The organism is uncultured Litoreibacter sp., from assembly GCF_947501785.1.
Taxonomy (GTDB): Bacteria; Pseudomonadota; Alphaproteobacteria; order Rhodobacterales; family Rhodobacteraceae; genus Litoreibacter.
Window position 1 is genome coordinate 779,471 of record NZ_CANMXB010000001.1, and the last position, 22,720, is coordinate 802,190.

18 protein-coding genes are annotated in these 22,720 nt (G+C 60.1%); 7 read left to right on the forward strand and 11 right to left on the reverse strand.

Annotated elements, in window-relative coordinates:
- Positions 1-2: 2 nt before the first annotated feature.
- On the reverse strand, positions 3-617 hold the full coding sequence (locus tag Q0899_RS03935; protein ID WP_298357736.1) for a gamma-glutamyl kinase: 615 nt from the start codon (positions 615-617) through the stop codon (positions 3-5).
- A gap of 205 nt (positions 618-822) precedes the next feature.
- Between Q0899_RS03935 and recA the strand changes: the two genes are divergently transcribed.
- From recA to Q0899_RS03950, 3 genes are all read left to right on the forward strand, one after another.
- Positions 823-1,914 (forward strand): recombinase RecA, encoded by a 1,092-nt coding sequence (recA, locus tag Q0899_RS03940; RefSeq protein WP_299191143.1) that lies wholly within the window; start codon positions 823-825, stop codon positions 1,912-1,914.
- A 179-nt stretch (positions 1,915-2,093) separates the two neighbouring features.
- Positions 2,094-4,742, forward strand: coding sequence for an alanine--tRNA ligase (gene alaS / locus Q0899_RS03945; RefSeq protein WP_299191144.1), 2,649 nt, complete (start codon positions 2,094-2,096; stop codon positions 4,740-4,742).
- Between the two features lie 3 nt (positions 4,743-4,745).
- Positions 4,746-5,036: a DUF1330 domain-containing protein gene (locus Q0899_RS03950; RefSeq protein ID WP_298291357.1), complete on the forward strand. Its 291-nt coding sequence runs from the start codon at positions 4,746-4,748 to the stop codon at positions 5,034-5,036.
- A gap of 55 nt (positions 5,037-5,091) precedes the next feature.
- Here the strand turns inward: Q0899_RS03950 and Q0899_RS03955 are convergent, their stop codons facing one another.
- Positions 5,092-7,500: an FAD-dependent oxidoreductase gene (locus Q0899_RS03955; protein ID WP_299191145.1), complete on the reverse strand. Its 2,409-nt coding sequence runs from the start codon at positions 7,498-7,500 to the stop codon at positions 5,092-5,094.
- Positions 7,501-7,647: 147 nt separating this feature from the next.
- Between Q0899_RS03955 and Q0899_RS03960 the strand changes: the two genes are divergently transcribed.
- A complete protein-coding gene (locus tag Q0899_RS03960; RefSeq protein ID WP_299191146.1) occupies positions 7,648-10,059 on the forward strand; it encodes an FAD-dependent oxidoreductase in 2,412 nt (803 codons plus the stop codon).
- On the opposite strand, the gene Q0899_RS03965 is transcribed toward Q0899_RS03960, so the two are convergent.
- The 6 genes from Q0899_RS03965 to Q0899_RS03990 all read right to left on the reverse strand — a co-directional run bounded on the left by Q0899_RS03965 (position 10,056) and on the right by Q0899_RS03990 (position 15,506).
- Positions 10,056-10,418: a DUF1304 domain-containing protein gene (locus Q0899_RS03965; RefSeq protein WP_298291350.1), complete on the reverse strand. Its 363-nt coding sequence runs from the start codon at positions 10,416-10,418 to the stop codon at positions 10,056-10,058. The two genes, Q0899_RS03960 and Q0899_RS03965, sit on opposite strands and share 4 nt — an antisense overlap.
- 12 nt (positions 10,419-10,430) lie before the next feature.
- Positions 10,431-11,741 (reverse strand): branched-chain amino acid ABC transporter permease, encoded by a 1,311-nt coding sequence (locus Q0899_RS03970; protein WP_298293281.1) that lies wholly within the window; start codon positions 11,739-11,741, stop codon positions 10,431-10,433.
- Positions 11,732-12,742 carry a branched-chain amino acid ABC transporter permease gene (locus Q0899_RS03975; RefSeq protein WP_298291348.1) on the reverse strand — a complete coding sequence of 337 codons (1,011 nt, stop codon included), beginning with the start codon at positions 12,740-12,742 and terminating at the stop codon, positions 11,732-11,734. Before Q0899_RS03975 ends, Q0899_RS03970 begins: the two co-directional genes overlap by 10 nt.
- Before the next feature lie 5 nt (positions 12,743-12,747).
- Positions 12,748-13,461 carry an ABC transporter ATP-binding protein gene (locus Q0899_RS03980; RefSeq protein ID WP_299191147.1) on the reverse strand — a complete coding sequence of 238 codons (714 nt, stop codon included), beginning with the start codon at positions 13,459-13,461 and terminating at the stop codon, positions 12,748-12,750.
- Entirely contained in the window at positions 13,458-14,240 is a 783-nt protein-coding gene (locus Q0899_RS03985; RefSeq protein WP_298357718.1) for an ABC transporter ATP-binding protein, read from the reverse strand. The genes Q0899_RS03980 and Q0899_RS03985 overlap by 4 nt, the downstream gene beginning before the upstream one ends.
- A 72-nt stretch (positions 14,241-14,312) precedes the next feature.
- Positions 14,313-15,506 carry an ABC transporter substrate-binding protein gene (locus tag Q0899_RS03990; protein WP_299191148.1) on the reverse strand — a complete coding sequence of 398 codons (1,194 nt, stop codon included), beginning with the start codon at positions 15,504-15,506 and terminating at the stop codon, positions 14,313-14,315.
- Positions 15,507-15,690: 184 nt separating this feature from the next.
- Between Q0899_RS03990 and Q0899_RS03995 the strand changes: the two genes are divergently transcribed.
- Complete coding sequence (locus Q0899_RS03995) at positions 15,691-16,785, forward strand: PQQ-dependent sugar dehydrogenase (protein ID WP_299191149.1); 1,095 nt, start codon at positions 15,691-15,693, stop codon at positions 16,783-16,785.
- 75 nt (positions 16,786-16,860) lie between these two features.
- Here Q0899_RS03995 and Q0899_RS04000 read toward each other — a convergent pair whose 3' ends face one another.
- The 3 genes from Q0899_RS04000 to Q0899_RS04010 all read right to left on the reverse strand — a co-directional run bounded on the left by Q0899_RS04000 (position 16,861) and on the right by Q0899_RS04010 (position 19,962).
- Positions 16,861-18,258, reverse strand: coding sequence for a TRAP transporter large permease (locus Q0899_RS04000; RefSeq protein WP_298291337.1), 1,398 nt, complete (start codon positions 18,256-18,258; stop codon positions 16,861-16,863).
- Positions 18,258-18,887: a TRAP transporter small permease subunit gene (locus Q0899_RS04005; protein WP_299191150.1), complete on the reverse strand. Its 630-nt coding sequence runs from the start codon at positions 18,885-18,887 to the stop codon at positions 18,258-18,260. Before Q0899_RS04005 ends, Q0899_RS04000 begins: the two co-directional genes overlap by 1 nt.
- Before the next feature lie 61 nt (positions 18,888-18,948).
- Positions 18,949-19,962 carry a C4-dicarboxylate TRAP transporter substrate-binding protein gene (locus Q0899_RS04010; protein WP_298291333.1) on the reverse strand — a complete coding sequence of 338 codons (1,014 nt, stop codon included), beginning with the start codon at positions 19,960-19,962 and terminating at the stop codon, positions 18,949-18,951.
- A 255-nt stretch (positions 19,963-20,217) separates the two neighbouring features.
- Here Q0899_RS04010 and gloB point away from each other — a divergent pair, with 255 nt between their 5' ends.
- Both gloB and Q0899_RS04020 read left to right on the forward strand, forming a co-directional pair.
- A complete protein-coding gene (gene gloB, locus Q0899_RS04015) occupies positions 20,218-20,973 on the forward strand; it encodes a hydroxyacylglutathione hydrolase (protein WP_299191151.1) in 756 nt (251 codons plus the stop codon).
- Between the two features lie 69 nt (positions 20,974-21,042).
- Positions 21,043-22,620, forward strand: a complete 1,578-nt coding sequence (locus tag Q0899_RS04020) for an ABC transporter substrate-binding protein (RefSeq protein WP_299191152.1) — start codon at positions 21,043-21,045, stop codon at positions 22,618-22,620.
- Positions 22,621-22,720: the final 100 nt, after the last annotated feature.

Consider the following 22,720-nt stretch of genomic DNA (forward strand, 5'->3'; position numbering starts at 1 on the left):
CCTCATCCAAGCGACAGGGGGCCGCTGCCCAAGGCCTCGTGGATCTGATAGTCGAGCGCAAGGCGGTCACGAAGTGCCCGCTCCAGATCGGATGACAGTGTCAGCTCGCGATTCGGCGATTTGTTGACCGTCTTCAACTCGATACTTGCTCCGAGGCGTTTCTGCATGAACGTCAGAAATGGCGCCAGGTCTTCGTATTGGAACAGGTGGTTGACCAGCAGCTCTTCGCTTTCGTCCGTCACAAAGCGCCCCTGCGAGCCCACCTGAGCATGCGGCGGCTGCTGGTCGGCGAGGTAGGCCTCGACAAAGACATCGAAACTGATCCCCTTGGTGCTGTTGATATGCCCGTCCAGCGCGGGGCGCTGCCTGTAGCGGTACCAGCTGCCCAACCAATCCAACGGATGACGCATGACCGCAACTGTCTGAATAGGCGGCATTTCCTCCCGTTCAAACATGCTGCGAAAGCGCCTCTCATAGCCGCGCGCATTGGTATGTTTCATGCCCGGAGGATCGCGCAGCACCAGTGACGCCCGACGATGCAACGCCCGTTCGACAGCGCTGGTTCCGGTCTTGGGCACCGCCAGGTAAGCCAGCCGCTCGTTGTAGAAAATCATCATGATGTTGCCTGTCGGTCCGGCCTGCGAGCGGCCCCTAATTGAATAATTTTGTTCAACATCAACTAAACTTTAACCGTGCATACGAAAAGTGGGCTGCAGAAATATCTTGATATGTTCCACTTTTGGTCTCATAAGAACGAGAACAAGAAGCGAACAAACGCACTGATTGCCCCCAGAATGGCGGCATGGAATAAGGGTCGAAGACATGGCAACAGCAGAACTTTTGAGCATGAGCAAAGAAGACACAAACAAACAAAAGGCGCTTGATTCCGCGCTCGCACAGATCGAACGCCAGTTTGGCAAAGGCTCGATCATGAAGCTGGGCGACGGCAACGCTATCCAAGAGATCGAGGCAACGTCGACTGGTTCGCTGGGGCTTGATATTGCGCTGGGTATTGGCGGCTTGCCAAAAGGGCGGATCGTCGAAATTTATGGGCCGGAGAGTTCCGGCAAAACGACGCTGACACTGCACACCGTTGCGGAAGAGCAGAAAAAGGGCGGCGTCTGTGCCTTTGTCGATGCCGAGCACGCGCTTGATCCGCAATATGCCAAGAAGCTTGGCGTTGATCTGGATGAGCTGTTGATCTCTCAACCTGACACAGGCGAGCAGGCGTTGGAGATTGTCGACACGCTGGTACGCTCCGGCGCGGTCAACATGATTGTGGTCGACTCAGTTGCGGCGTTGACGCCGAAATCCGAGCTGGAAGGCGATATGGGCGACAGTTCCGTCGGTGTGCATGCCCGCCTGATGAGCCAGGCCATGCGAAAGCTCACCGGCTCGATTTCGCGCTCCAACTGCATGGTTATCTTCATCAACCAAATCCGGATGAAGATTGGCGTCATGTTTGGCTCCCCGGAGACGACGACCGGCGGCAATGCGTTGAAATTCTACTCCTCCGTACGTCTTGATATTCGCCGCATTGGCGCGATCAAGGACCGCGATGAAGTGGTGGGCAATGCAACCCGCGTCAAGGTTGTGAAGAACAAGGTCGCCCCGCCATTCAAGCAGGTTGAGTTTGACATCATGTATGGCGAAGGCATCTCGAAAATGGGCGAATTGCTTGATCTTGGCGTAAAGGCCGGCGTCGTTGACAAATCCGGCGCGTGGTTCAGCTATGGCGATGAGCGGATCGGGCAGGGGCGTGAGAACGCCAAGACCTTCCTGAAGGAAAACACGCAATATGCGTTGGAGATTGAAGACAAGATACGTGCCGCGCACGGGCTGGACTTTGAGATGCCGCAAAATGAACCGGACGCGGATGTGCTGGATGACGACGGCGATGCGCTAGCTGAGTAATTCAGTCGGAGACGGGCACTCCTGAAAGCCCCCGATCTGATCCAGACAGGTTGAGAATATCTCGGGAAGGGCGGCTGCTGGAGCCGCCCTTTTCGCGTTTTACAGGCTCGACTGTGGACAGCGCCCCAGCGCGGGGATACACCAGCAAAAACCTCCTTTACCGCCCGAACGGACGACACATGCAAAGCCTTAACGACATCCGGTCAACTTTCCTCGACTACTTTGAGAAGCAGGGCCATTCGGTTCAACCCTCCAGCCCTCTGGTGCCGCGCAACGACCCGACGCTGATGTTTGCCAACTCGGGAATGGTGCAGTTCAAGAACCTCTTTACCGGCGTGGAGACCCGCGACTACAAGCGCGCGACCACGGCGCAGAAATGTGTGCGGGCAGGCGGCAAGCACAATGACCTGGACAATGTGGGCTACACCGCCCGGCATCATACGTTCTTTGAGATGCTGGGGAATTTCAGCTTTGGCGACTACTTCAAGGAAGAGGCGATCCCGTTTGCGTGGAACCTGATCACGCAGGATTTTGGCATCGACAAGGACCGGCTTTGGGTGACCGTTTACCATACCGATGACGAGGCGTTTGAGATTTGGAAGAAGCTGGGCGTGCCGGAAGAGCGGATCATTCGCATCGCGACCTCTGACAACTTTTGGCAGATGGGCCCCACAGGGCCATGTGGGCCATGCACTGAGATTTTCTATGATCATGGTGATCATATTTGGGGTGGGCCGCCCGGCAGCCCTGAGGAAGATGGCGACCGGTTCATTGAGATCTGGAACATCGTTTTCATGCAGAACGAGCAGTTCGAAGATGGGTCCATGCGCGCGCTGGATATGCAGAGCATTGACACCGGCATGGGGTTGGAGCGGATCGCTGCCCTGATGCAAGGCAGCCATGACAATTACGACACCGACCTGTTCAAAGCATTGATCGAAGCCTCGGCCCACGCGACCGGCGTCGATCCTTATGGCGACCAAAACGTGCATCACCGGGTGATCGCGGACCACCTGCGGTCGACCTCTTTTCTAATCTCTGATGGTGTGCTGCCGTCCAAGGATGGGCGAGGATATGTGCTGCGCCGGATCATGCGGCGCGCGATGCGCCATGCGCATTTGCTGGGGGCCAAGGACCCGGTCATGCACCGTTTGGTGCCGGAGCTGGTCAATCAGATGGGTGCGGCCTATCCCGAATTGCGCCAGGCGCAGCCCCTCATTGAGGAAACCTTGCGGGCGGAGGAGACGCGGTTCCGCGAGACGCTGGATCGCGGGTTGAAGCTGCTGGACGACGAATTGGGCGGGTTGGCAGAGGGCGAAGATCTGCCGGGCCGTGCAGCGTTCAAGCTGTATGACACGTTCGGTTTCCCGCTGGACCTGACCCAGGACGCGTTGCGCGAAAAGGGGCGTGGCGTGGACACGGCCGGATTCGACGAAGCGATGGAAGAGCAGAAAGCCAAGGCGCGCGCGTCTTGGGCGGGGACGGGCGAGGCAGCGGATGCCTCGGTCTGGTTCGACATCGCCGACGCGCATGGCGCAACAGATTTCCTGGGCTACGACACCGAAGTGGCGGAAGCGCAGGTTATCGCGTTGGTCAAGGACGGTGCGCCCGCTGACAAGGCGGAAAAAGGCGACAGCGTGCAGGTGGTGCTGAACCAGACGCCGTTTTATGCCGAAAGCGGCGGACAGGTTGGTGACCAAGGCACATTGAAAGCCGGTAACGCGACGGCGCGGATCACGGATACCCGGAAGGTGGCTGATGTGTTCATCCATTTTGCGGATGTGACCGAGGGCGCGCTGGAAGTCGGCATGGGCGTCGAGATGAGCGTCGATCATGCGCACCGGACCGCGATCCGGGCAAATCACTCGGCCACGCACTTGCTGCATGAAGCTTTGCGCGGCGCGCTTGGGGACCATGTGGCGCAGCGTGGCTCTTTGAATGCGCCGGACAGGCTGCGGTTTGACTTCAGCCACTCCAAGGCCCTTTCTCTGGACGAACTTGCGGGGGTTGAGCGCGAGGTGAACGCCTATATCCGCCAGAACTCCCCCGTTGAGACACGTATCATGACCCCGGATGACGCCCGCGAGATCGGCGCGCAGGCGCTATTCGGCGAGAAATATGGCGACGAAGTCAGGGTTGTCTCCATGGGGCAGGCCAACACTGGCAAGGGGGCTGACGGGCAGACCTATTCGCTAGAATTGTGCGGCGGCACCCATGTGCGCCAGACCGGTGATATCGGGGCGTTTGTGACGCTTGGCGATAGCGCATCTTCCTCCGGCGTGCGCCGGATCGAGGCGCTGACAGGGCAGGCAGCGATGGATTACCTGCGCGCGCAAGACCACCGGTTGGCGGCGGTTGCCTTGGGACTGAAAGCCCGGCCTGAAGAAGTTGCCGACCGCGTTAAGGCGCTGCAGGACGAACGCAAATCGCTACAAAACGAAGTGGCGCAATTGCGCCGCGAACTTGCCATGGGCGGCGGCAGTGCTGCGCATTCCGACAAGGATGTCAGCGGCGTGGCCTTCTTTGCAACCAAGCTGGACGGCGTCAGCGGCAAGGACCTGCCCGCGTTGGTGGATGAACACAAGGCCCGGCTTGGGTCCGGCGCCGTTTTGCTGATCGCGGATGCGGGTGGCAAGGCCGCCGTGGCGGCGGGTGTCACCGAAGATCTAACCGGGAAATTGTCGGCCGTCGATCTGGTGCGCGCGGCCGTTGCGGAACTAGGCGGCAAGGGTGGCGGCGGTCGACCTGACATGGCGCAGGGCGGCGGCGCGGACGCGTCAAATTCAGACGCTGCGATTGCGGCGGCAGAGAAGATAATCGGAGGATAGGCTATGCCATCAGCATTGTGGATCGCGCATGTCAAAGTGACGGATGCGGACAGCTACATGAAATACGCAGCCATTGCGACGGAGGTGATCCCGCAATTTGGCGGCAAGTTCATCGTGCGCAACGGCAGCTACGAACAACTTGAGGGCAATGACCGCGCCCGCAATGTGGTGGCGCGCTTCCCAAGCCTGCAAGCGGCGCATGATTGCTACCACTCGGATGCGTATCAGGAAGCGCTGTCCTTTGCGCGGGATGCGTCAGAGCGGGATCTGGTGATCGTCGAAGAGATGGAGTGACCATTGTCCCGCCGGCCGACGCCTCCGGCGGGCATATTTGGGCCAAGATGAAGCTCTAGCCGCGCATCCTTGACCCGTCCGCATCGAAGAGCGGTTTGGTGATTAGCGTGGCATTGCACAGCTCGCCCAGAATTTCGATCTGAACTTTGAGGCCGGGTTTGGCCTGTTCCGTCGGGACAAACCCAAGGGCGACCGACTTTTTGGCGTAATGCGAATAGCCGCCTGACGTGCAGAACCCTACGACTTTGCCGCCAATGAAAATCGGTTCATATGCTGAGACATCCCCGTCTCTGGCATCAACCTCAAACGCGCAGAGCGTGCGGGCGGGGGGCGAGGCACGCTCTGCCTCTGCGACGTTGCGGCCGATGAAGTCTGCGTTCTTCTTGAACGAGATGAAGCGATCCATTCCTGTCTCGGCCGCAGTGTAGTCGGGCGAAAATTCCGACAGCCATGAGCCGAAGAATTTGTCGAGCCGTAGGCTCATCATGGCGCGCATGCCGAAAGGGGTTAGGCCATGCGGTGTGCCCGCATCATGCAGCACCGACCAGAGCGCGCGTTGGTGCATGGGGTCGCAATATATCTCGAACCCCAAATCGCCTGTATAACTGACCCGTTGCACGGTGCAGGCCACTTGGCCCACGGTGATGACGCGGACATCCATGAAGCGAATGTCTGACAGGTCGGCGCGGGTGCAGGCCTGCAGGATGTCGCGCGACCTGGGGCCTGCGATTTGGAAGCCGGTCAACCTATCCGAGATGTTTTCGACCGATACGCCGCGTTCCTCATGTTGGTCAAACCAGCGCATGTGGAAGTCCTGACTGCCATAGCTGGCGGTCAGCTGGAATTCCTCCGGGCCGAGGCAGGAGATGGTGAAATCCCCGATCAGCCGTCCCTTGGGCGAGAGCATTGGGGTCAGCGACAGCCGGCCTTCGCCCGGAACCCGCCCGGCCATGATCACATTCAGCCAATCGCGCGCCTGCGGGCCAGTGACGCGGTATTTGCCGAAGTTTTGGACCTCGTTGATCCCGGCGGCGTGGCGCACGGCATGCACCTCTCGCGCAGTTGCGGCGAAGGCGTTTGAACGGCGGAAGCTTGGCGTCTCGAATTTTGGCTCGTCACCTTGGGCGAAGTAGTTGGCGACCTCCAACCCGTATTGCTGGCCCCAAACCGCGCCCAGATCAGAGAAGATGTCATACATCGGCGTCGTCGCATGTGGGCGTGCGGCAGGCAATTCCTCGTTCGGATAGGAGACTGAAAAGCGGCGTTGGTAATTCTCAACCACTTTGGGCCGCGTGTAGCCGGGGCTGATCCACTGACCGAAACGGGCGACGTCCATGGCGAATGTGTCGCGTTCGGTCTCGCCCTCAATCATCCATTGCGCCAGCATCAAGCCCACGCCGCCGCCTTGGCTGAAGCCTGCCATCACGCCGCAGGCCGACCAGTAGTTGCGCAGGCCGGGCACCGGGCCAACCAGCGGATTGCCGTCGGGCGCGAAGGTGAACGGCCCGTGGATAACCGATTTGATGCCCGCGCGTTCGAGGGCCGGGAAGCGTTTATAGGCGAATTCAACCGAAGCCTCGATCTTGTCGAGATTGTCCGGCAGCAACTCATGCCCGAAATCCCACGGGGTGCCATCTACGGCCCAAGGCTCGCAGGGTTGTTCGTAGAATCCGATACACAGCCCGCGCCCTTCCTGGCGCAGATAGCTTTCGCCCGCCGGATCCATCACATGCGGATGCTCCGCATCGCGTTCGTAAATTTCCGGCACGTCCTCGGTCACCAGATACTGGTGCTCCATCGGATGCAGCGGCAGGTAGACGCCCGCCATGGCGCCGACTTCGCGCGCCCACAGCCCGCCCGCATTGACGATATGGTCGGCATGGATCGTGCCCTTGTCCGTCACCACATCCCATGTGCCATCCGCGCGTTGATTGGTCTCGCGCACCATGCAATGGGTTTCGATCGTGGCCCCGCCCATGCGGGCGGCCTTGGCATAGGCGTGGGTCGTGCCGGAGGGGTCAAGGTGACCATCCAGCGGATCATAGAGCCCGCCGATGATGCCGTCCGTATTGGTCACCGGCGCGATCTTGGCGATCTCTTCGGGGGAGACGATTTCCGTCTCTAGTCCCATGTAGCGGTGCTTGGCGCGCTCCGCGACCAGCATGTCGAACCGGTCCTTGTTGTCAGCTAGCGTTACGCCGCCGACGTGGTGCAGGCCGCAGGACATGCCGGTGATCTCCTCCAGCTCCTTGTAAAGCCGGATGGTGTAGCCCTGCAGCGCGGCCATGTTGGTGTCACCATTCAATGTGTGGAATCCGCCAGCGGCGTGCCATGTTGACCCTGAGGTCAGCTCTGAACGTTCGATCAGCATTACGTCGGACCAGCCGAGTTTGGTGAGGTGATACAGCACCGAACATCCGACGACGCCGCCGCCGATCACGGCTACTCTGGTGGTGGTTTGCATGGTGGGTCCTTGTGTTGCTTTGGGCCATGCTCGCGCAGCGTAGATCGGGTGACTTGTATCACTGCGACAGGAAATGTCGCGGTGCGGCAAAAGAATCGCGCGGCTGGCGGGCAGGGTAAGTGGGTCAGCTCACGCAAGGATGCCGCCATGAAAACCCACGCACAAGCAGTCGTTATCGGGGGCGGTGTAATAGGCTGCTCGATCCTCTATCATTTGACCAAGCTGGGTTGGACGGATGTGGTTTTGCTGGAACGCGACGAGCTGACATCAGGGTCCACATGGCACGCGGCGGCCAATATTCACGGGCTGCATGACAACAACAACATCACCCGCATCCAGAATTACACGATGGATCTGTACAATGCGCTGGAAGCGGAGACCGGGCAAAGCTGCGGCGTGTTCCAGCCCGGGTCCCTGTATCTGGCGCAGACCGAAGCGCGCGAGCATCAGCTGCGCCTTCAGGCGGCGAAGGCCAAGTATTACGGGCTGAACTTCTACGAGGTGGACCGCGCCGAGGCCGAACGGCTGCACCCGCTGGTCGATTACGACGGCATCCGCTGCATCATGTACGAGCCTTCGGGCGGCAATGTGGACCCGTCGGGGGTGACCAATGCCTACGCGTCTGGTGCCCGGCAGAACGGGGCCGAAATTTACCGCTTCACGCCCGTGACCGCGACGGACCAACAATCCGATGGCACGTGGGTGGTGAAGACGCCGAAGGGCGACATCGTGACCCCCGTGGTGGTGAACGCGGCTGGATTGTGGGGGCGCGAAGTGGCCGCAATGGCGGCCGTCGACCTGCCGTTGCAGCCGACCGAGCACCAGTATTTTGTGACAGAAACAATCAGCGAGATTGCGGACATGGACCGGCGGTTGCCATCCGTGGCGGATCGCGACGGGGAGTATTACCTGCGCCAGGAAGGGCTGGGACTGCTGGTCGGCGCCTACGAAAAAGACCTGCGGTTTTGGGCCGAGGACGGCACCCCGCAAGGCTTCGGACATGAGCTGTTTGCTGATGATCTTGAGCGGATCGAGCCCAACATGATGCGCGCCATTGACCGCGTGCCAGTTGTGGGCAGCGCCGGGATCAAGCGCGTGATCAACGGCCCGATGATCTGGTCCCCCGATAGCAACGCGTTGTTTGGGCCAGTGCCGGAGTTGAAAGGATATTTCTGCTGCAATGGGATCATCCCCGGCTTCTCACAATCCGGCGGGCTTGGATCGTTGACTGCGGAATGGATCGTCACCGGCGAGCCGCATCTCGACATGTTCCCATGGGACATGGCGCGGTTCGGGGCGTGGGCGGACAAGAAATTTACCAAGGCCCGCGTGGGCGACCAATATGCCAACCGGTTCTCGATCCATTTTCCAAATGAGGAACGCAGTGCGGGCCGCCCGGCGCGGGTCAGACCGATCTACGAAGCGCAAAAGGCCATGGGCGCGGTATTCGGGTTGAACTACGGGTGGGAGCACCCGCTGTGGTTCTCCGACACGCCCGGAACTGTCGATACAAACGGGTTCACGCGCCAGAACTGGTTTGAGCCAGTGGGGGCCGAATGCCACATGCTGCGCGACAAGGCCGGGATTATCGATATCTCCAACTTTGCGAAATACTCCGTCACAGGGGCAGGGGCCGCAGAGTGGCTGAACGCCGTTTTTGCCAACAACATGCCAAAAGCGGTTGGCCGGTCCTGCCTGACGCCATTGATCGGCGTGCGCGGCGGGATTGCGGGCGATTTCACGGTGACCAAGCTGGATGACGAGGAGTTCCTCATCATCGGCTCCGGCTTGGCGGAACGCTATCATCTGCGCTTCTTCAACGCCGTCGCGCGGCCCGATACCGTGACATTCGAAAGCAAGACCGAAGCCATATGCGGCTTCAACGTCGCCGGTCCCGAAAGCCGGGCGCTTCTGGAACGGCTGACCAATGCCGATCTAAGCACCGAGGCGTTCCCTTTCATGCGGTCGCAGAAGATCACCTTGGCCGGCGTCGATCTGGTGGCGCTGCGGGTGTCCTTTACCGGCGATCTGGGGTGGGAATTGCATTGCAATACCGAAGACCAGCAGCGGCTTTATGAGGCGCTGATAGAGGCCGGCAAGGCGTTTGGCGCGGGCCCGGTCGGATCGCGCGCATTGATGTCGCTTAGGGTTGAAAAAGGCTACGGGTCGTGGAGCCGGGAGTATTCGCCTGAGTACTGGCCGCAGGAAGTCGGGTTGGACCAGCTGATAAAGCTGGAGAAGGACTTTCTGAACAAGGCGGCCTATGTCGCGCTTAAAGACAACGCCCCGCGTGAGACACTGCATGTCATCGACGTGTTGGAGGTTGATCAAGCCGACGCCTCTGGCGGCGAGCCGATCTTCCTGCCTGACGGCACCCCTGTGGGCCGGGTCAGTTCCGGCACCTATGGCTACACCGTCGGCAAATCACTGGCGCTGGGTTTCCTGAAAGGCGTGGACGCGGGCGCGGAGGTCGATGTCATGATCCTGGGCAAGCCGCATCGCGGCGTTGTATTGGCAGAACCGCCATTCGATCCGAAGGGCGAAAGGCTGCGCGCCTAGGTCAGGTAGACCGCCAACAAGGCCAACACGGCGGGAACGGTTTGCACATAGAGTATGCTGCGCGACGCCGTTGCGGCGCCGTAGGCCCCCGCGACGGCAACGCAGAACAGGAAGAAGGTCGCGACATTCACCTTCCAGTCGGCATTGCCGATGAGCAGCGACCAGATCAGCCCCGCCGCCAGAAAGCCATTGTAGAGGCCCTGATTGGCGGCCATTGCCTTGGTCGGCGCGAACAGGTCCTTGGGAAAGCTGCGGAACACCTTTGGGCCGCGGGATTCCCATGCGAACATCTCAAACCAAAGGATGTAGAGATGCAGAACCGCGATCAGTGCCACTAGGATCATTGCAATTAGGGACATCGGTCGCCTCCTTTAGCGTTCGGGGATCAGCCCCCTTGGGCTGAACCTTAGCACCAACAGCAGCACAAGTCCCATCGTCAGCAGGCGCATATGGGCGGCGCTGTCCAAAAGGTGGTCTTTCAGCGCCGACCCGTCGGCCATGCCCGCTGTGATGATGTTCATCAAAGCCAGCCCCATCGGTTCAACTTGAACCCACAGGAACCAGACCAGAAAGCCGCCCAACACCGCACCAAAATTGTTGCCCGAGCCGCCTACGATCACCATCACCCAGATCAGGAAGGTGTAGCGCAAGGGCTGATAGGTGCCCGGCGTCAGCTGGCCGTCCAGCGTGGTCATCATCGCGCCCGCCATGCCGCAGACGGCTGAACCGAGGATGAACACCTGCAGGTGGCGCTTGGTGACGTCCTTGCCCATCGCCTCTGCTGCGACTTCGTTGTCGCGGATGGCGCGCAACATCCGGCCCCATGGGGAGTTCCACGCGGTCTGTGCCAGCCACAGGAGCAGCAGCAAGACGACCGTGAAGAGCAAGGCGTAGATGCCTTTGACATAGAGCGTCGATGCGGTGGTCGCATCCAGCCCGAAACCGGCGGCGCTTTCGACGAAGGACGGGCTGTTTTGCAGGTCAATCTCGTAGGGCACCACCACGGGGCGGTCCAGCCCAACGACGTTTTTCACGCCGCGCGCGAGCCAGTCCTCGTTTTTGAGGGAGATGATAATGATTTCCGCGATGCCCAGTGTCGCAATCGCCAGATAGTCGGACCGCAGGCCCAGCGCGGTTTTGCCAATGACCCACGCGGCCCCTGCGGCCAGCAATCCGCCCACGGGCCAGGAGATCATGATCGGCAGGTTCAGCCCGCCCAGATAGCCCGTCGCCGCCGGGTTCACGGCTTCAACCGCGTCGACGCCGCCGTCAAAGACGAAACGGAACAGGAAGAATCCCACCGCCAGCAAGCCAAACATCGCAAAACCGCGCGTTCGGCCCGGGGCCATGCGGCCCCACATCAAGATGGCGGCCACCATGGTTGCGGCTCCGAGAATGAGCCCAAGGATCACGCGTATCCCACCGGCAGACCATGCCTCGGCGGTGGGGGGCATCGACACAATCACGGCGGCCAAGCCGCCCAAGGCGACAAACCCCATCACGCCCACATTGAACAGCCCCGCATAGCCCCATTGGATGTTGACCCCCAACGCCATGATGGCCGAGATCAGCCCCATGTTCAGGATCAGCAAAGCCGAGTTCCACGACTGCACAAAGCCGGTGCCGATGATCAGACAGGCCACAAACACAAACAGCAAAACGTCGCGCATCTTCATACCGATTGCCCCTTAAACAGACCTGTGGGTTTGAACAGCAGCACGATGATCAGGATCACGAAGGACACTGCCAGCTTGTAATCCGTGCTAAGAAGCTGCGCCAAACCGTCTGGCGCCAAGCTTTCCGGCAGCGCGTAATTGGCCACCTTTTTCCATGCGTAGGTGACGGTGACTTCCGAGAAGGCGATCAGGAACCCGCCCGCGATTGCACCAACCGGGTTGCCCAAGCCGCCAACAATGGCGGAGGCGAAGATCGGCAGCAGCAACTGGAAATAGGTGAACGGCTTGAACGACTTGTCCAACCCGTAAAGCGTGCCCGCAATGGTCGCCAAGGCTGCCACGATCAGCCAAGTGTACATCACCACCCGCTCTGGGTTGATGCCTGACAGCAGCGCCAGATCCTCGTTGTCAGAGAACGCCCGCATCGACTTACCGGTGCGCGTCTTGTTGAGAAACCAGAACAGGATTGCGACCACGATCACTGCCGTGACCACCGTGATGCCTTGCGTCGTTTTGATCGCCAGGCCTTCTTTCAAGCCGGTCATCGCCTTGAAGTCGCGCGCGGAGATCAGGAACCGCTCCCCATCGGCAAAGCGTTGGTCGCCCGGCCCGATGATGAACCGCGTCAGCCCGTTCATGATGAACATGACGCCAAGGCTGACCATCACCAGCACCACCGGCTTCACCCGCGTTTTTCGGTAAAACCGATAAACCACGCGGTCGGTGCCCAGCAGCACCAGCCCGGTCAGCACGATGCCGAAAGGCAGGGCGAGCAGGGCGGTCGGAAGCGGGCCGAAGCTGATGCCCATCCCCTGAAAGCCCCACGTGATCAGGATCACGAACATGGTGCCAATGGCCATCGTGTCGCCATGCGCGAAGTTTGAAAACCGCAAGATACCGTAGACCAGGGTCACGCCCAAAGCGCCCAATGCGAGCTGCGCGCCGTAGGCAAAACCCGGGACGAAGACGAAATTTGCAAAAGCGACGAGTGCGTTTAGGAAATCCATTGCGCCTAACCCCCCAGAAACGATTTGCGGACCTCGGGGTCGTTCAACAACGCCTGTCCGGTATCGGTAAATCGGTTGCGGCCCTGCACCAGCACATAGCCCTTGTCGGCAATCTCCAGCGCTTGGCGGGCGTTTTGTTCGACCATCAGGATGGAAATGCCGGTGCGTGCCACCTCGATGATGCGGTCAAACAGCTCGTCCATCACAATGGGGGAGACACCCGCCGTCGGCTCATCCAGCATCAACACTTTGGGTTGCGTCATCAATGCCCGGCCCACGGCGACCTGTTGGCGTTGCCCGCCGGACAGCTCGCCCGCCGCCTGTGCACGCTTTTCGCGCAGGATCGGGAACAGATCAAAGACCTGTTCGATGGTCTTCTGTATGTCGTCGCGGCGTAGGAATGCGCCCATCTCGAGGTTTTCTTCCACGGTCATCGAAGTGAAGATGTTCGATGTTTGCGGCACAAAGGCCATCCCCTTGGCGACCCGGGCCTGCGGCGTCAGCTTTGTGATGTCTTCGCCAAACAACCGCACCGCGCCCTGGCGCACGTCCAGCATGCCGAAGACCGCCTTCATGGCGGTCGACTTGCCCGCGCCGTTGGGGCCGACGATGACGGCAATCTCGCCTTCATCAACCGCAATGGTGCAGTCATGCAAGATATCCGGGCCAGAGCCGTAGCCGCCGGACATGGTGTCACCGATCAGGAATGGCTCGCTCATGCTTCTGCCTTCGCCTTGTTCTTCAAACCGGTACCCAGATAGGCCTCGATCACTTGCTCATTGGCCTTGATCTCGTCCAGCGTGCCTTGGGCCAACACCTTGCCTTCTGCCATGCAGATGACGGGGTCGCAGAGGCGACCGATGAAATCCATGTCATGTTCAATGACGCAGAACGTGTAGCCACGTTCCTTGTTGAGCCGGATGATGGCGTCGCCAATGGTGTTCAGAAGCGTGCGGTTCACGCCTGCGCCGACCTCGTCCAGAAACACGATCTTGGCGTCGACCATCATGGTGCGGCCCAGCTCCAGCAACTTCTTCTGCCCGCCGGAGATATTGCCCGCACGCTCGTCGCTGATGTGGTCGATGGTCAGGAATTCCAGCACCTCATCCGCCTTGGCGGCAAGGGCGCGTTCTTCATCCGCGATGCGTTTGCGGCCAAACCATGTGTTCCACAGCTTTTCGCCTGACTGCCCGCCAGGGACCATCATCAGGTTCTCGCGCAAGGTCATCGTGGTAAATTCATGGGCAATCTGGAAAGTACGCAGCAGGCCTTTGCCGAACAGTTCGTGCGGCGGCAGGCCGGTGATGTCCTCGCCATCCATGGTCACCCGGCCGGAAGTCGGTTTAAGAACTCCCGCTACTGCATTGAATAGCGTCGTTTTTCCTGCGCCGTTAGGTCCGATCAACCCGGTGATTGACCCGGTCTCGATCTTCAGCGTTGCCCCGTCTACGGCATGAAAGCCGCCGAAATGCTTGTGCAGATCGTGTACTTCGATCATCGCGCATTGCCCCTTTGCAAAACAGCCCGGAGCATAAAACCCCGGGCTGTTTCAATACGTTAGAAGATGATCTTAGCGATACTTTGCGGTTTTCTCTTCGCCGCCTTCATACATCACTTCACGGTAGTTACCGGCGCTTTCGCCTGGCCCGATCAGCTCCACGGCAGTTGCGCCGACATAGTCGATGTCGCCGCCATTCTTGAGAATCTCAAGCGCTTTGCCCAGCTCGCCCGGGAAGATTTCTTCGCCCGGTGCGTTCGCCACATCCATGACCTTGGCTTTGTAGTCGCCCGGCTCCATGGACCCTGCGGCCTGCATGGCCAGCATGATCAGCGCAGCCGCGTCATAGCTTTCAGGTGTGAAGGGCGAGGTGGAATCAAACTTGTCGCCAACCATCTCAGTGAACTTCGCAACACCGGGGCTGTCTGTGCCCGGGTGCTGGCCCGAGGAGCCGTCGATTTCTGCGCCGAAGTTTTCAACCAGTTTGGCGGAGATCATGCCGTCGGGGAAGTGGAACGTGTCAAACGCGCCTGTGTCCAGAGCGGCGCGCACGATGCCGGAGCCACCTTGGTCCACATAGCCCGCAACAACCAGACGGTCGCCGCCCGCCGATGCCAATGCACCGACTTCAGCCGAATAGTCGGCCTTGCCGTCTTCATGGGCTGCGTTGATGGTCACTTCGCCGCCCGCTTCTTCAAACGCAGATTGGAACGCGTCGGCCAGACCTTTGCCGTAGTCATTGTTGGTGTAGGTCACCGCAACGGACTTGATGCCCTGGTCCATCAGGACCTCGGTCATCACAACGCCCTGACGCGCGTCGGAAGGTGCGGTCCGGAAGAACAACCCATCATCTTCAGCGGTCGACAAACCGGGCGAGGTGGCGGATGGCGAGATCATGACAACGCCGTTGGCCAAAGCCACGTTGGCCAGAATGGCGCCGGTCACACCGGAACAGTCAGCGCCCATGATACCTTTGACGCCATCGGATGTAATCAAACGCTCGGCGGCAGCCGTCGCAGCAGCAGCGTCAACACAGGTGGAGTCTGCACGGACAGCGGACACTTTCGCGCCGTCGAGCAACATGCCGGATTCGGTGACTTCCGCCATGGCCAGCTCGGCGCCATCTGCCATGGACGGCGTCAGCGATTCAATCGGGCCGGTGAAGCCCAAGATAATGCCCAGCTTGATGTCCGTTGCATGGCCGTCGGCAAACGCGCCGCCAGCCATCATCGCTGTTGCGGTTGTCGCAAGTAGCAGTTTTTTCATAGTCTTTTCTCCCAGTTAGACTTTAGTCTTATTTTGATTGGAGCGAGACTAGGGCCTTCGCGCGACCTTGAAAAGCCCAACCTTGCGGCAATCCTGGGCGAAATTCACCGTTCACGTGGCCGTTACAGCGCTGTTTTCGGGCCGTCCGCGCATTAGGTTGAAGGCAACACACCGGAGGACCCCAATGTTACGCATCACCACAATTGCCGCCGCCCTGCTCCTTGCCGCATCACCGGCATTGGGTTTTGACACAAGTGCCGGAACGGTGCGCGTCACCAAGGTAGCGGGCGAATTGGAGCAACCCTGGGCCATTGGCCATCTGCCGGATGGCGGCGTGCTTGTGACAGAACGCGACGGCGCCGTGGTGCACCTGATGGCCGATGGAAGCCGCGTCGATCTTGCAGGGGTGCCGGACGTGGTCAACGAAGGGCAGGGTGGCATGCTCGACGTGATGATCCCGCGCGACTTTGCTTCCAGCCGGGATGTGTTTCTGAGCTATGTGGCGCGCCGTGGCGGCGTTGCCGGCACCGCCATCGGGGTGGGCAAGCTCAGCGCGGATGGCACGCGGCTGGAAGGCTTCAAGCGGCTCTGGCAGATGGCCAAACCGTCGAATTCTGCCAGACATTTCGGCTCCCGTATTGTGGAGGCCCCAGACGGCACCTTGTTCCTGACCATAGGCGACCGCGGCGACCGTCCCTCTGCGCAGGACCTTGGAAACCACAACGGCACCGTGGTGCGCCTGCACCGCTCAGGCGCGGTGCCGCCGGACAACCCGTTCATCGGCCGCCCCGGTGTCGAGCCCGAAATCTATTCCTACGGCCACCGAAACCCGCAAGGCGCGGCGTTGGACTTGCAAGGCAACCTGTGGGTGGCAGAACACGGCGCACGCGGCGGCGACGAGGTGAACTTGATAAAGCCCGGCGGCAACTACGGCTGGCCGGTGATCAGCTACGGGGTGCATTACTCTGGCGCAAAGATCGGAGAGGGCACATCCAAGGCGGGAATGCTTCAGCCCGAACACTACTGGGACCCGTCCATCGCGCCCTCCGGCATGATGGTTTATTCCGGCAAGCTTTGGCCCGAATGGAAGGGCGACGTTTTCGTAGGCTCGCTGAAATTCGACTACATCTCACGACTGTCAGGCAGCGATCTTAGAGAGGTCGAACAATTGCAACATGACACGACAGGCCGCGTCCGCGATGTGGTCGAGGGCCCTGACGGGGCCATCTGGTTCCTGTCCGTCTATGATGACGCTCTTTACAAGTTAACCCCAAATTAAGGTTAAACCGCCCGCGTGCTGGCAGAAAAACCGCCTCGCTTCGTTTTGGCAAAAATACTCAAACCCCGCGGCGGGTCACACAAGCGACGGCAGCCACAGCACGATCCCCGGGAAGGCTACGAGCAAAGCAATGGTGATCCCATCCGCGATGAAGAACGGGGTCACGCCTTTGAAGACGTCCTGCACCGTCAGGTCATCCCGCACGCCGGCGACCACAAAGCAGTTCAACCCGATGGGCGGCGTGATCAGACAGAACTCCGCCATCTTCACCACCAATATGCCGAACCAGATCGCGCACATGGTGCCCGACATTCCGAACGCGCTGTCAGCCGCTGCAACCGTTTCGCCGCCATTCAGCGCCATCACCGCGGGATACACCACCGGCAGGGTCAAAAGCAGCATCCCGATTGCGTCCATGAACATGCCCAACACGGCGTAGGCCAGCAAGATGCAGATCAGGATCAGCATCGGCGACATTTCCAGCGAGGTTATCCACGCCGCAAAGGCGTCCGGCAATTCTGCAAACCCAAGGAAGCGCACATAAATCAACACCCCCCAGATGATCGAGAAGATCATCACCGTCAGCTTCGCCGTTTCCAGCAACGCCTCCTTCAGCTTCGCCCAGCGCATGCCTTTGTACAACGCCATCAGGAACACGATGAACGCCCCCACAGCGCCGCCCTCCGTCGGCGTGCCCCATGCGTCGCCGAACGGGTTGTAGACGAAGAAGATGATGATCACGACCACAGCCACAATGGGCAGGGCAGGCGGCAAAGACTCGAACCGCTCTTTCCAAGTGAAGCCTGAGACCGGCGGGCCGACCGTTTTGAAGATGACAGCGATGCTGATGATCAGCCCCGCATAGACCACAGCGGAGAACGCGCCGGGGATGAAACCCGCCAGCAGCAGCTTGCCCACGTCCTGCTCCACGATGATCGCGTAGATCACCAAAATGGCGGAGGGCGGAATGAGAGATGCCAAAGTGCCGCCAGCCGCCACGACACCAGCCGCGAATTGCTTGTTGTAGCCGACCTTCAGCATTTCGGGGATCGCAATTCGCGCGAACACCGCCGCTGTCGCCACGGATGCGCCTGACACTGCGGCGAAGCCAGCCGTTGCAAAGACGGTGGACACAGCCAAGCCCCCCGGCACCCATGCAAACCAGCGTTTGCACGCTTCAAACAGCGCCGTGGTCAGCTTGGCGTGATACGCCAGATAGCCGATCATGATGAAGACCGGGATCAGGCTTAGCACATGGGCGGACACCTTCGAATGCGGCGTCAGCCCTGCGATCTTGACGCTGATCTCAACGGCCTTCCAAAACCGCTCAGGGTCGTAGTCAAACCCGTTCCAGCGCAGCCAGACGAGGCCCACAAACCCGGCCAGACCGGCGGCAAACGCCACCCGCATGCCCAGGATGACAAAGACCAGCATCCCGCCGGAGACCCATAGGCCAATCTCAATCGGTTCCATCAGTCAGACCCTTCCAGCGCTTCGGCCTCAAGCATGGCTTGTTCGGCCACGGTCAAGGTCAATGGCACCGCCACGGGGTTTTCCAAGCCAAGGACGAATGCCCGCCCGTAGCCCCAGATTTGCAGCAACAACCGCGCGCAAAGAACGCCGAACGCCAGCGGCACAACCAGCTTGCTTGGCCAAATCGGAATGCCCACGTCAATGGAGCTATCCCGGCTCCACAAAGGCTTGGTCATATCAAAAGATCGGTCAAAATGCGCCCAGCCGCCCCATATCAGCGCGACGATCAGCAGCAGGATCAGCAGCACCGACACCAATTCGAAAAACCACAGGAAGCGGCCCTTCAAAGCGCCCACCAGCATGTCCATGCGAATATGCGAGCCATCCCTTTGTACGTAAGACACGCCCATTATGGCGATGATCGGCATCGCGGCCTCGATATAATCGACATAGCCCATCATGGGCGAGGCGAAGAACTTGCGGCCAGTGACCGAGTAGGCCGCGAGAAACATCAGCGAGAACACCGCCAGCCCTGAGATCAACGCCATAAAGCGCTCCAGCGGCAGCAACATGCGGTCGAGCCGCGAGAGTAAGCTGGAATCCTCCAGCACAGCACTAGAGCCGGCCATGGCGATGGTCCCCCAAGAATAGAAAAAGGGCCGCTCCGATCAGGAGCGGCCCGGAGAAGGCTTAGCTGCCTTTGGCTTCTGCGAGCGTTTTGACCACGAGGTCATACAGCTCTTGGCCCGGCAGGCCTTGGGCTTCCATATCCGCAATCCACGCCTCACGGGCAGGCTCGGCGGCTTTGGCGCGGAACTCGTCGATCACGGCGGGGTCAATCTCAACCTTCTTGACGCCTTTCTCTTCCAGCACGCTATCCCATTTCTGCAAAAGCTCGGCGTAGTTGGCCAGATAGTGGTCCAGCGCCTCGTCGATGGAGCTGTCCAGCGCTTCGCGTTCCGCGTCGCTCAGGGCTTCATAGGCGTCAATGTTCACCACAACTGGGCAGTTCACGGTGCCGGGGTTCAGGTTGGCGGTCCACCAGTCAGCCTGGTTAATCGTGCCAAAGGACAGGTGCGCGTGCTGCGCAAAGGCCACCGTATCCACGACGCCAGATTCCATCGCCTGGTAGGCTTCCGTGGCGGTCACAGATGTTGGCACTGCGCCAACGGCTTCAAACGCTTTGCCAAGACCGCCGGTCGCGCGGACCCGCATGCCTTCCATGTCGGCCAAGGTCATCCGAGGATCGCCCGTGCCCACAAGGTTGTATTGCGGCATCGGCGAGGTCATCAGCAGCTTCGCGTTCCACTGCGCCATTTCTTCCGTGGCGGCGGGGTGGGCGTAGACCGCCTTGGAGACAGCGACTTCCTGCTCCAGATTTTCAACGCCAAGGAACGGCAGTTCTAGCACGGTGACCACGCGGTTCTTGTCGCGGTGGTAGCCCGCGCAGAATTGTGCCATCTCAAACGCGCCAATGGAGATACCATCAAGGTTCTCACGGTTCTTGGACAGGCCGCCATAAGAGATGTTCATCGTGAACTCGCCGCCGGTCTTCTCAGACACCAACTCGGCCAGTTTCTCAACATGCTCGGTAAACGCGCGGCGCTTGCCCCAGACCGAGACGTTCCATTCGGTCGCCGCAGCCTCGCTGACAAACGCGACGCTCAACGCCATACCGCAAGCGGTGGTCAAAAATTTATTCATCATAGTCCTCCCAGACATGCGCCACGTCATCGGCGCTTCATGGCCCAAAGTCTTCCCACAGTGGCGACCCAACGCAACAGCGCAAAATTCTTTTTTCCGAAAAACCTGCTAAGTCATTGAAAAATATAAACCTCGGCTTGGGCGCACCGCACGGACGCTGCCGGAATGTGCGTAAATTCGCACAAGGCCCTGCGTTGTCACGCAACCGGCGCCGTGCCACCATCCCCTCAGCCCCACAACAAGGAAGCGCCGCCCATGTCTCTAACTGTCCATCAATTCGCCTACAATTCCGACAATTACGGCCAGCTGATCCACGACGCGGCGACCGGCAGGACGGCTTGCATCGACGCCGGGGATGCCGCCGAAGCGCTCGGCGCTGCCACCAAGGCAGACCTAAACATCACGGACATCTGGATAACCCATCACCATTGGGACCATACAGACGGGCTGGCGGAGCTGAAACAAAAGACCGGGGCCACGGCCATGGGCCCAGACGGCATCAATGGCGTGGACCAAATCCTGAAGGGTGGCGACAGCTTCGATTTCGCTGGCCACCAGGTCGAGGTCATTCACACACCCGGCCACACGCTCGACATGCTGAACTACCATATTGCGGACGAAAAGCTGCTGTTCCCGGGTGACACGCTCTTTCCCATGGGCTGCGGGCGTCTGTTTGAAGGTGACGGCCCGATGATGTGGGCCTCTATGCAAAAGCTGGTGGCCCTGCCGGACGACACCACCGTCTATTGCGCCCATGAATATACCGCCACCAACGCGGCCTTTGCCAACAGTGTCGACCCCGCAAACCCGACGCTGAACGCGCAGGCCGAGCGGGTGGCGCTCATGCGGGCGGCGGGCGAGGCGACATCGCCCACGACCATAGGGGTCGAGCTGAAAACCAATCCGTTCCTGCGCCCCCATGACAACGGCATCCGCGCCCAGCTCAACATGCGCGACGCGACCGATGCCGAGGTCTTCACAGAAATACGCGCTCGAAAAGATCGCTTCTAACGCCTTGCAAACCCCACGATTTCGCGCTCATACTCCCGCAATCACCTAAAAACCTGGGAGTAATTTCTGATGAAAAGCCTTACCGCTATTGCGGTCGTGTTGATGGCAACCACAACGCTATCCGCCTCCGCTGAAACCATCCGCTGGGCCCGCGCGGGCGACGCGCTGACGCTCGACCCGCATGCCCAAAACGAAGGTCCAACCTCCGCTTTGGCGCACCAGATCATGGAGCCGCTGGTGATGCGCGACATGGAAGGCACCATCGTGCCGGCCTTGGCGACTGAGTGGAATCCATCCGAGGAAAACCCCAATGTCTGGGTGTTCAAGCTACGCGAAGGCGTGTCCTTCCATGATGGCTCTGCGTTCACCGCAGAAGACGTGGTCTTCTCGCTCAACCGCGCCATGACCGAAGACAGCGACTACAAGGAATTGCTGGCCTCCGTCAAAGAAGTGCGTGCCGATGGCGACTACACCGTCGAGATCGAGACCGGTGGCCCGAACCCGATCATGCCCAACAACCTGACCAACATGTTCATCATGGACAAAACCTGGGCGGAGGCGAATAACGCCGTCAAAGTCCAGGATTACGAGGGCGGCGAGGACACGTTTGCAGCCAAGAACGCCAATGGCACCGGGCCCTATAAGCTGGTCTCTCGCGAGCCTGATGTGAAAACCGTGCTGGCAATGAATGAAAACTACTGGGGCAAGGACGAATTCCCGATGCAGGTCACCGGCATCGAATATACGCCCATCCAGAACGCGGCGACGCGGGTCGCAGCTTTGCTGTCAGGCGAGGTTGACTTCATCCAGGACGTCCCGGTGCAGGACCTTGAGCGCGTGGCAGGTCAGGACGGCCTCGACGTGCGCACCGCGCCGCAAAACCGGGTCATCTTCTTTGGGATGAACATGGGCGACGCTGATCTTGAGAATGACGATGTCGACGGCAAAAACCCATTTGCGGATGTACGTGTGCGCCGCGCGATGAACATGGCGATCAACCGCGACGCCATCAAACAGGTGGTCATGCGCGGCCAATCGGTGCCTGCGGGCATGATCGCGCCGCCTTTCGTGAATGGCTGGAACACTGAGATGGACGGCTCGTCCACCACCGATGTCGAAGGCGCAAAGGCGCTTTTGGCTGAGGCAGGTTACGGCGACGGCTTCTCGATCCAGCTGGATTGCCCCAATGACCGCTACATCAACGACGAAGGCATCTGCCAGGCCGCAGTTGGTATGTTCGCCCAAATCGGTGTGACGGTGAACCTCGACGCCAAACCCAAGGCGCAGCACTTCCCGCTTCTCAGCAACTACGAAACGGATTTCTACATGCTCGGCTGGGGCGTCCCGACCTACGACTCGGAGTATATCTTCAACTTCCTGGTCCATGGGCGCGACGAGAAATACGGCTCGTGGAACGCGGTGCGCTATAACAACCCTGATCTGAACGCCAAGATCCAGGCATTGGCGTCCAACACTGATCTCGAGGCGCGTAATGCGTCGATCAACGAGATCTGGCAAGTCGTCCAAGACGAGGCGCTCTACATCCCGATCCACCACCAGGTGCTGAATTGGGGCATGGCTTCAAAAGTCGGCACCATCGTGGCGCCGGATGACACCGCGAAGTTCAAATACTTTACCCTGAACTAAGCGCGCCAAAAAACGCGACAAGAAGGGCCGCAGCGTCACCCGCTGCGGCCCTTTCCATGTTCATAAATATCCCGGGGCTTGGGGCAGGGCCCCAAATCTG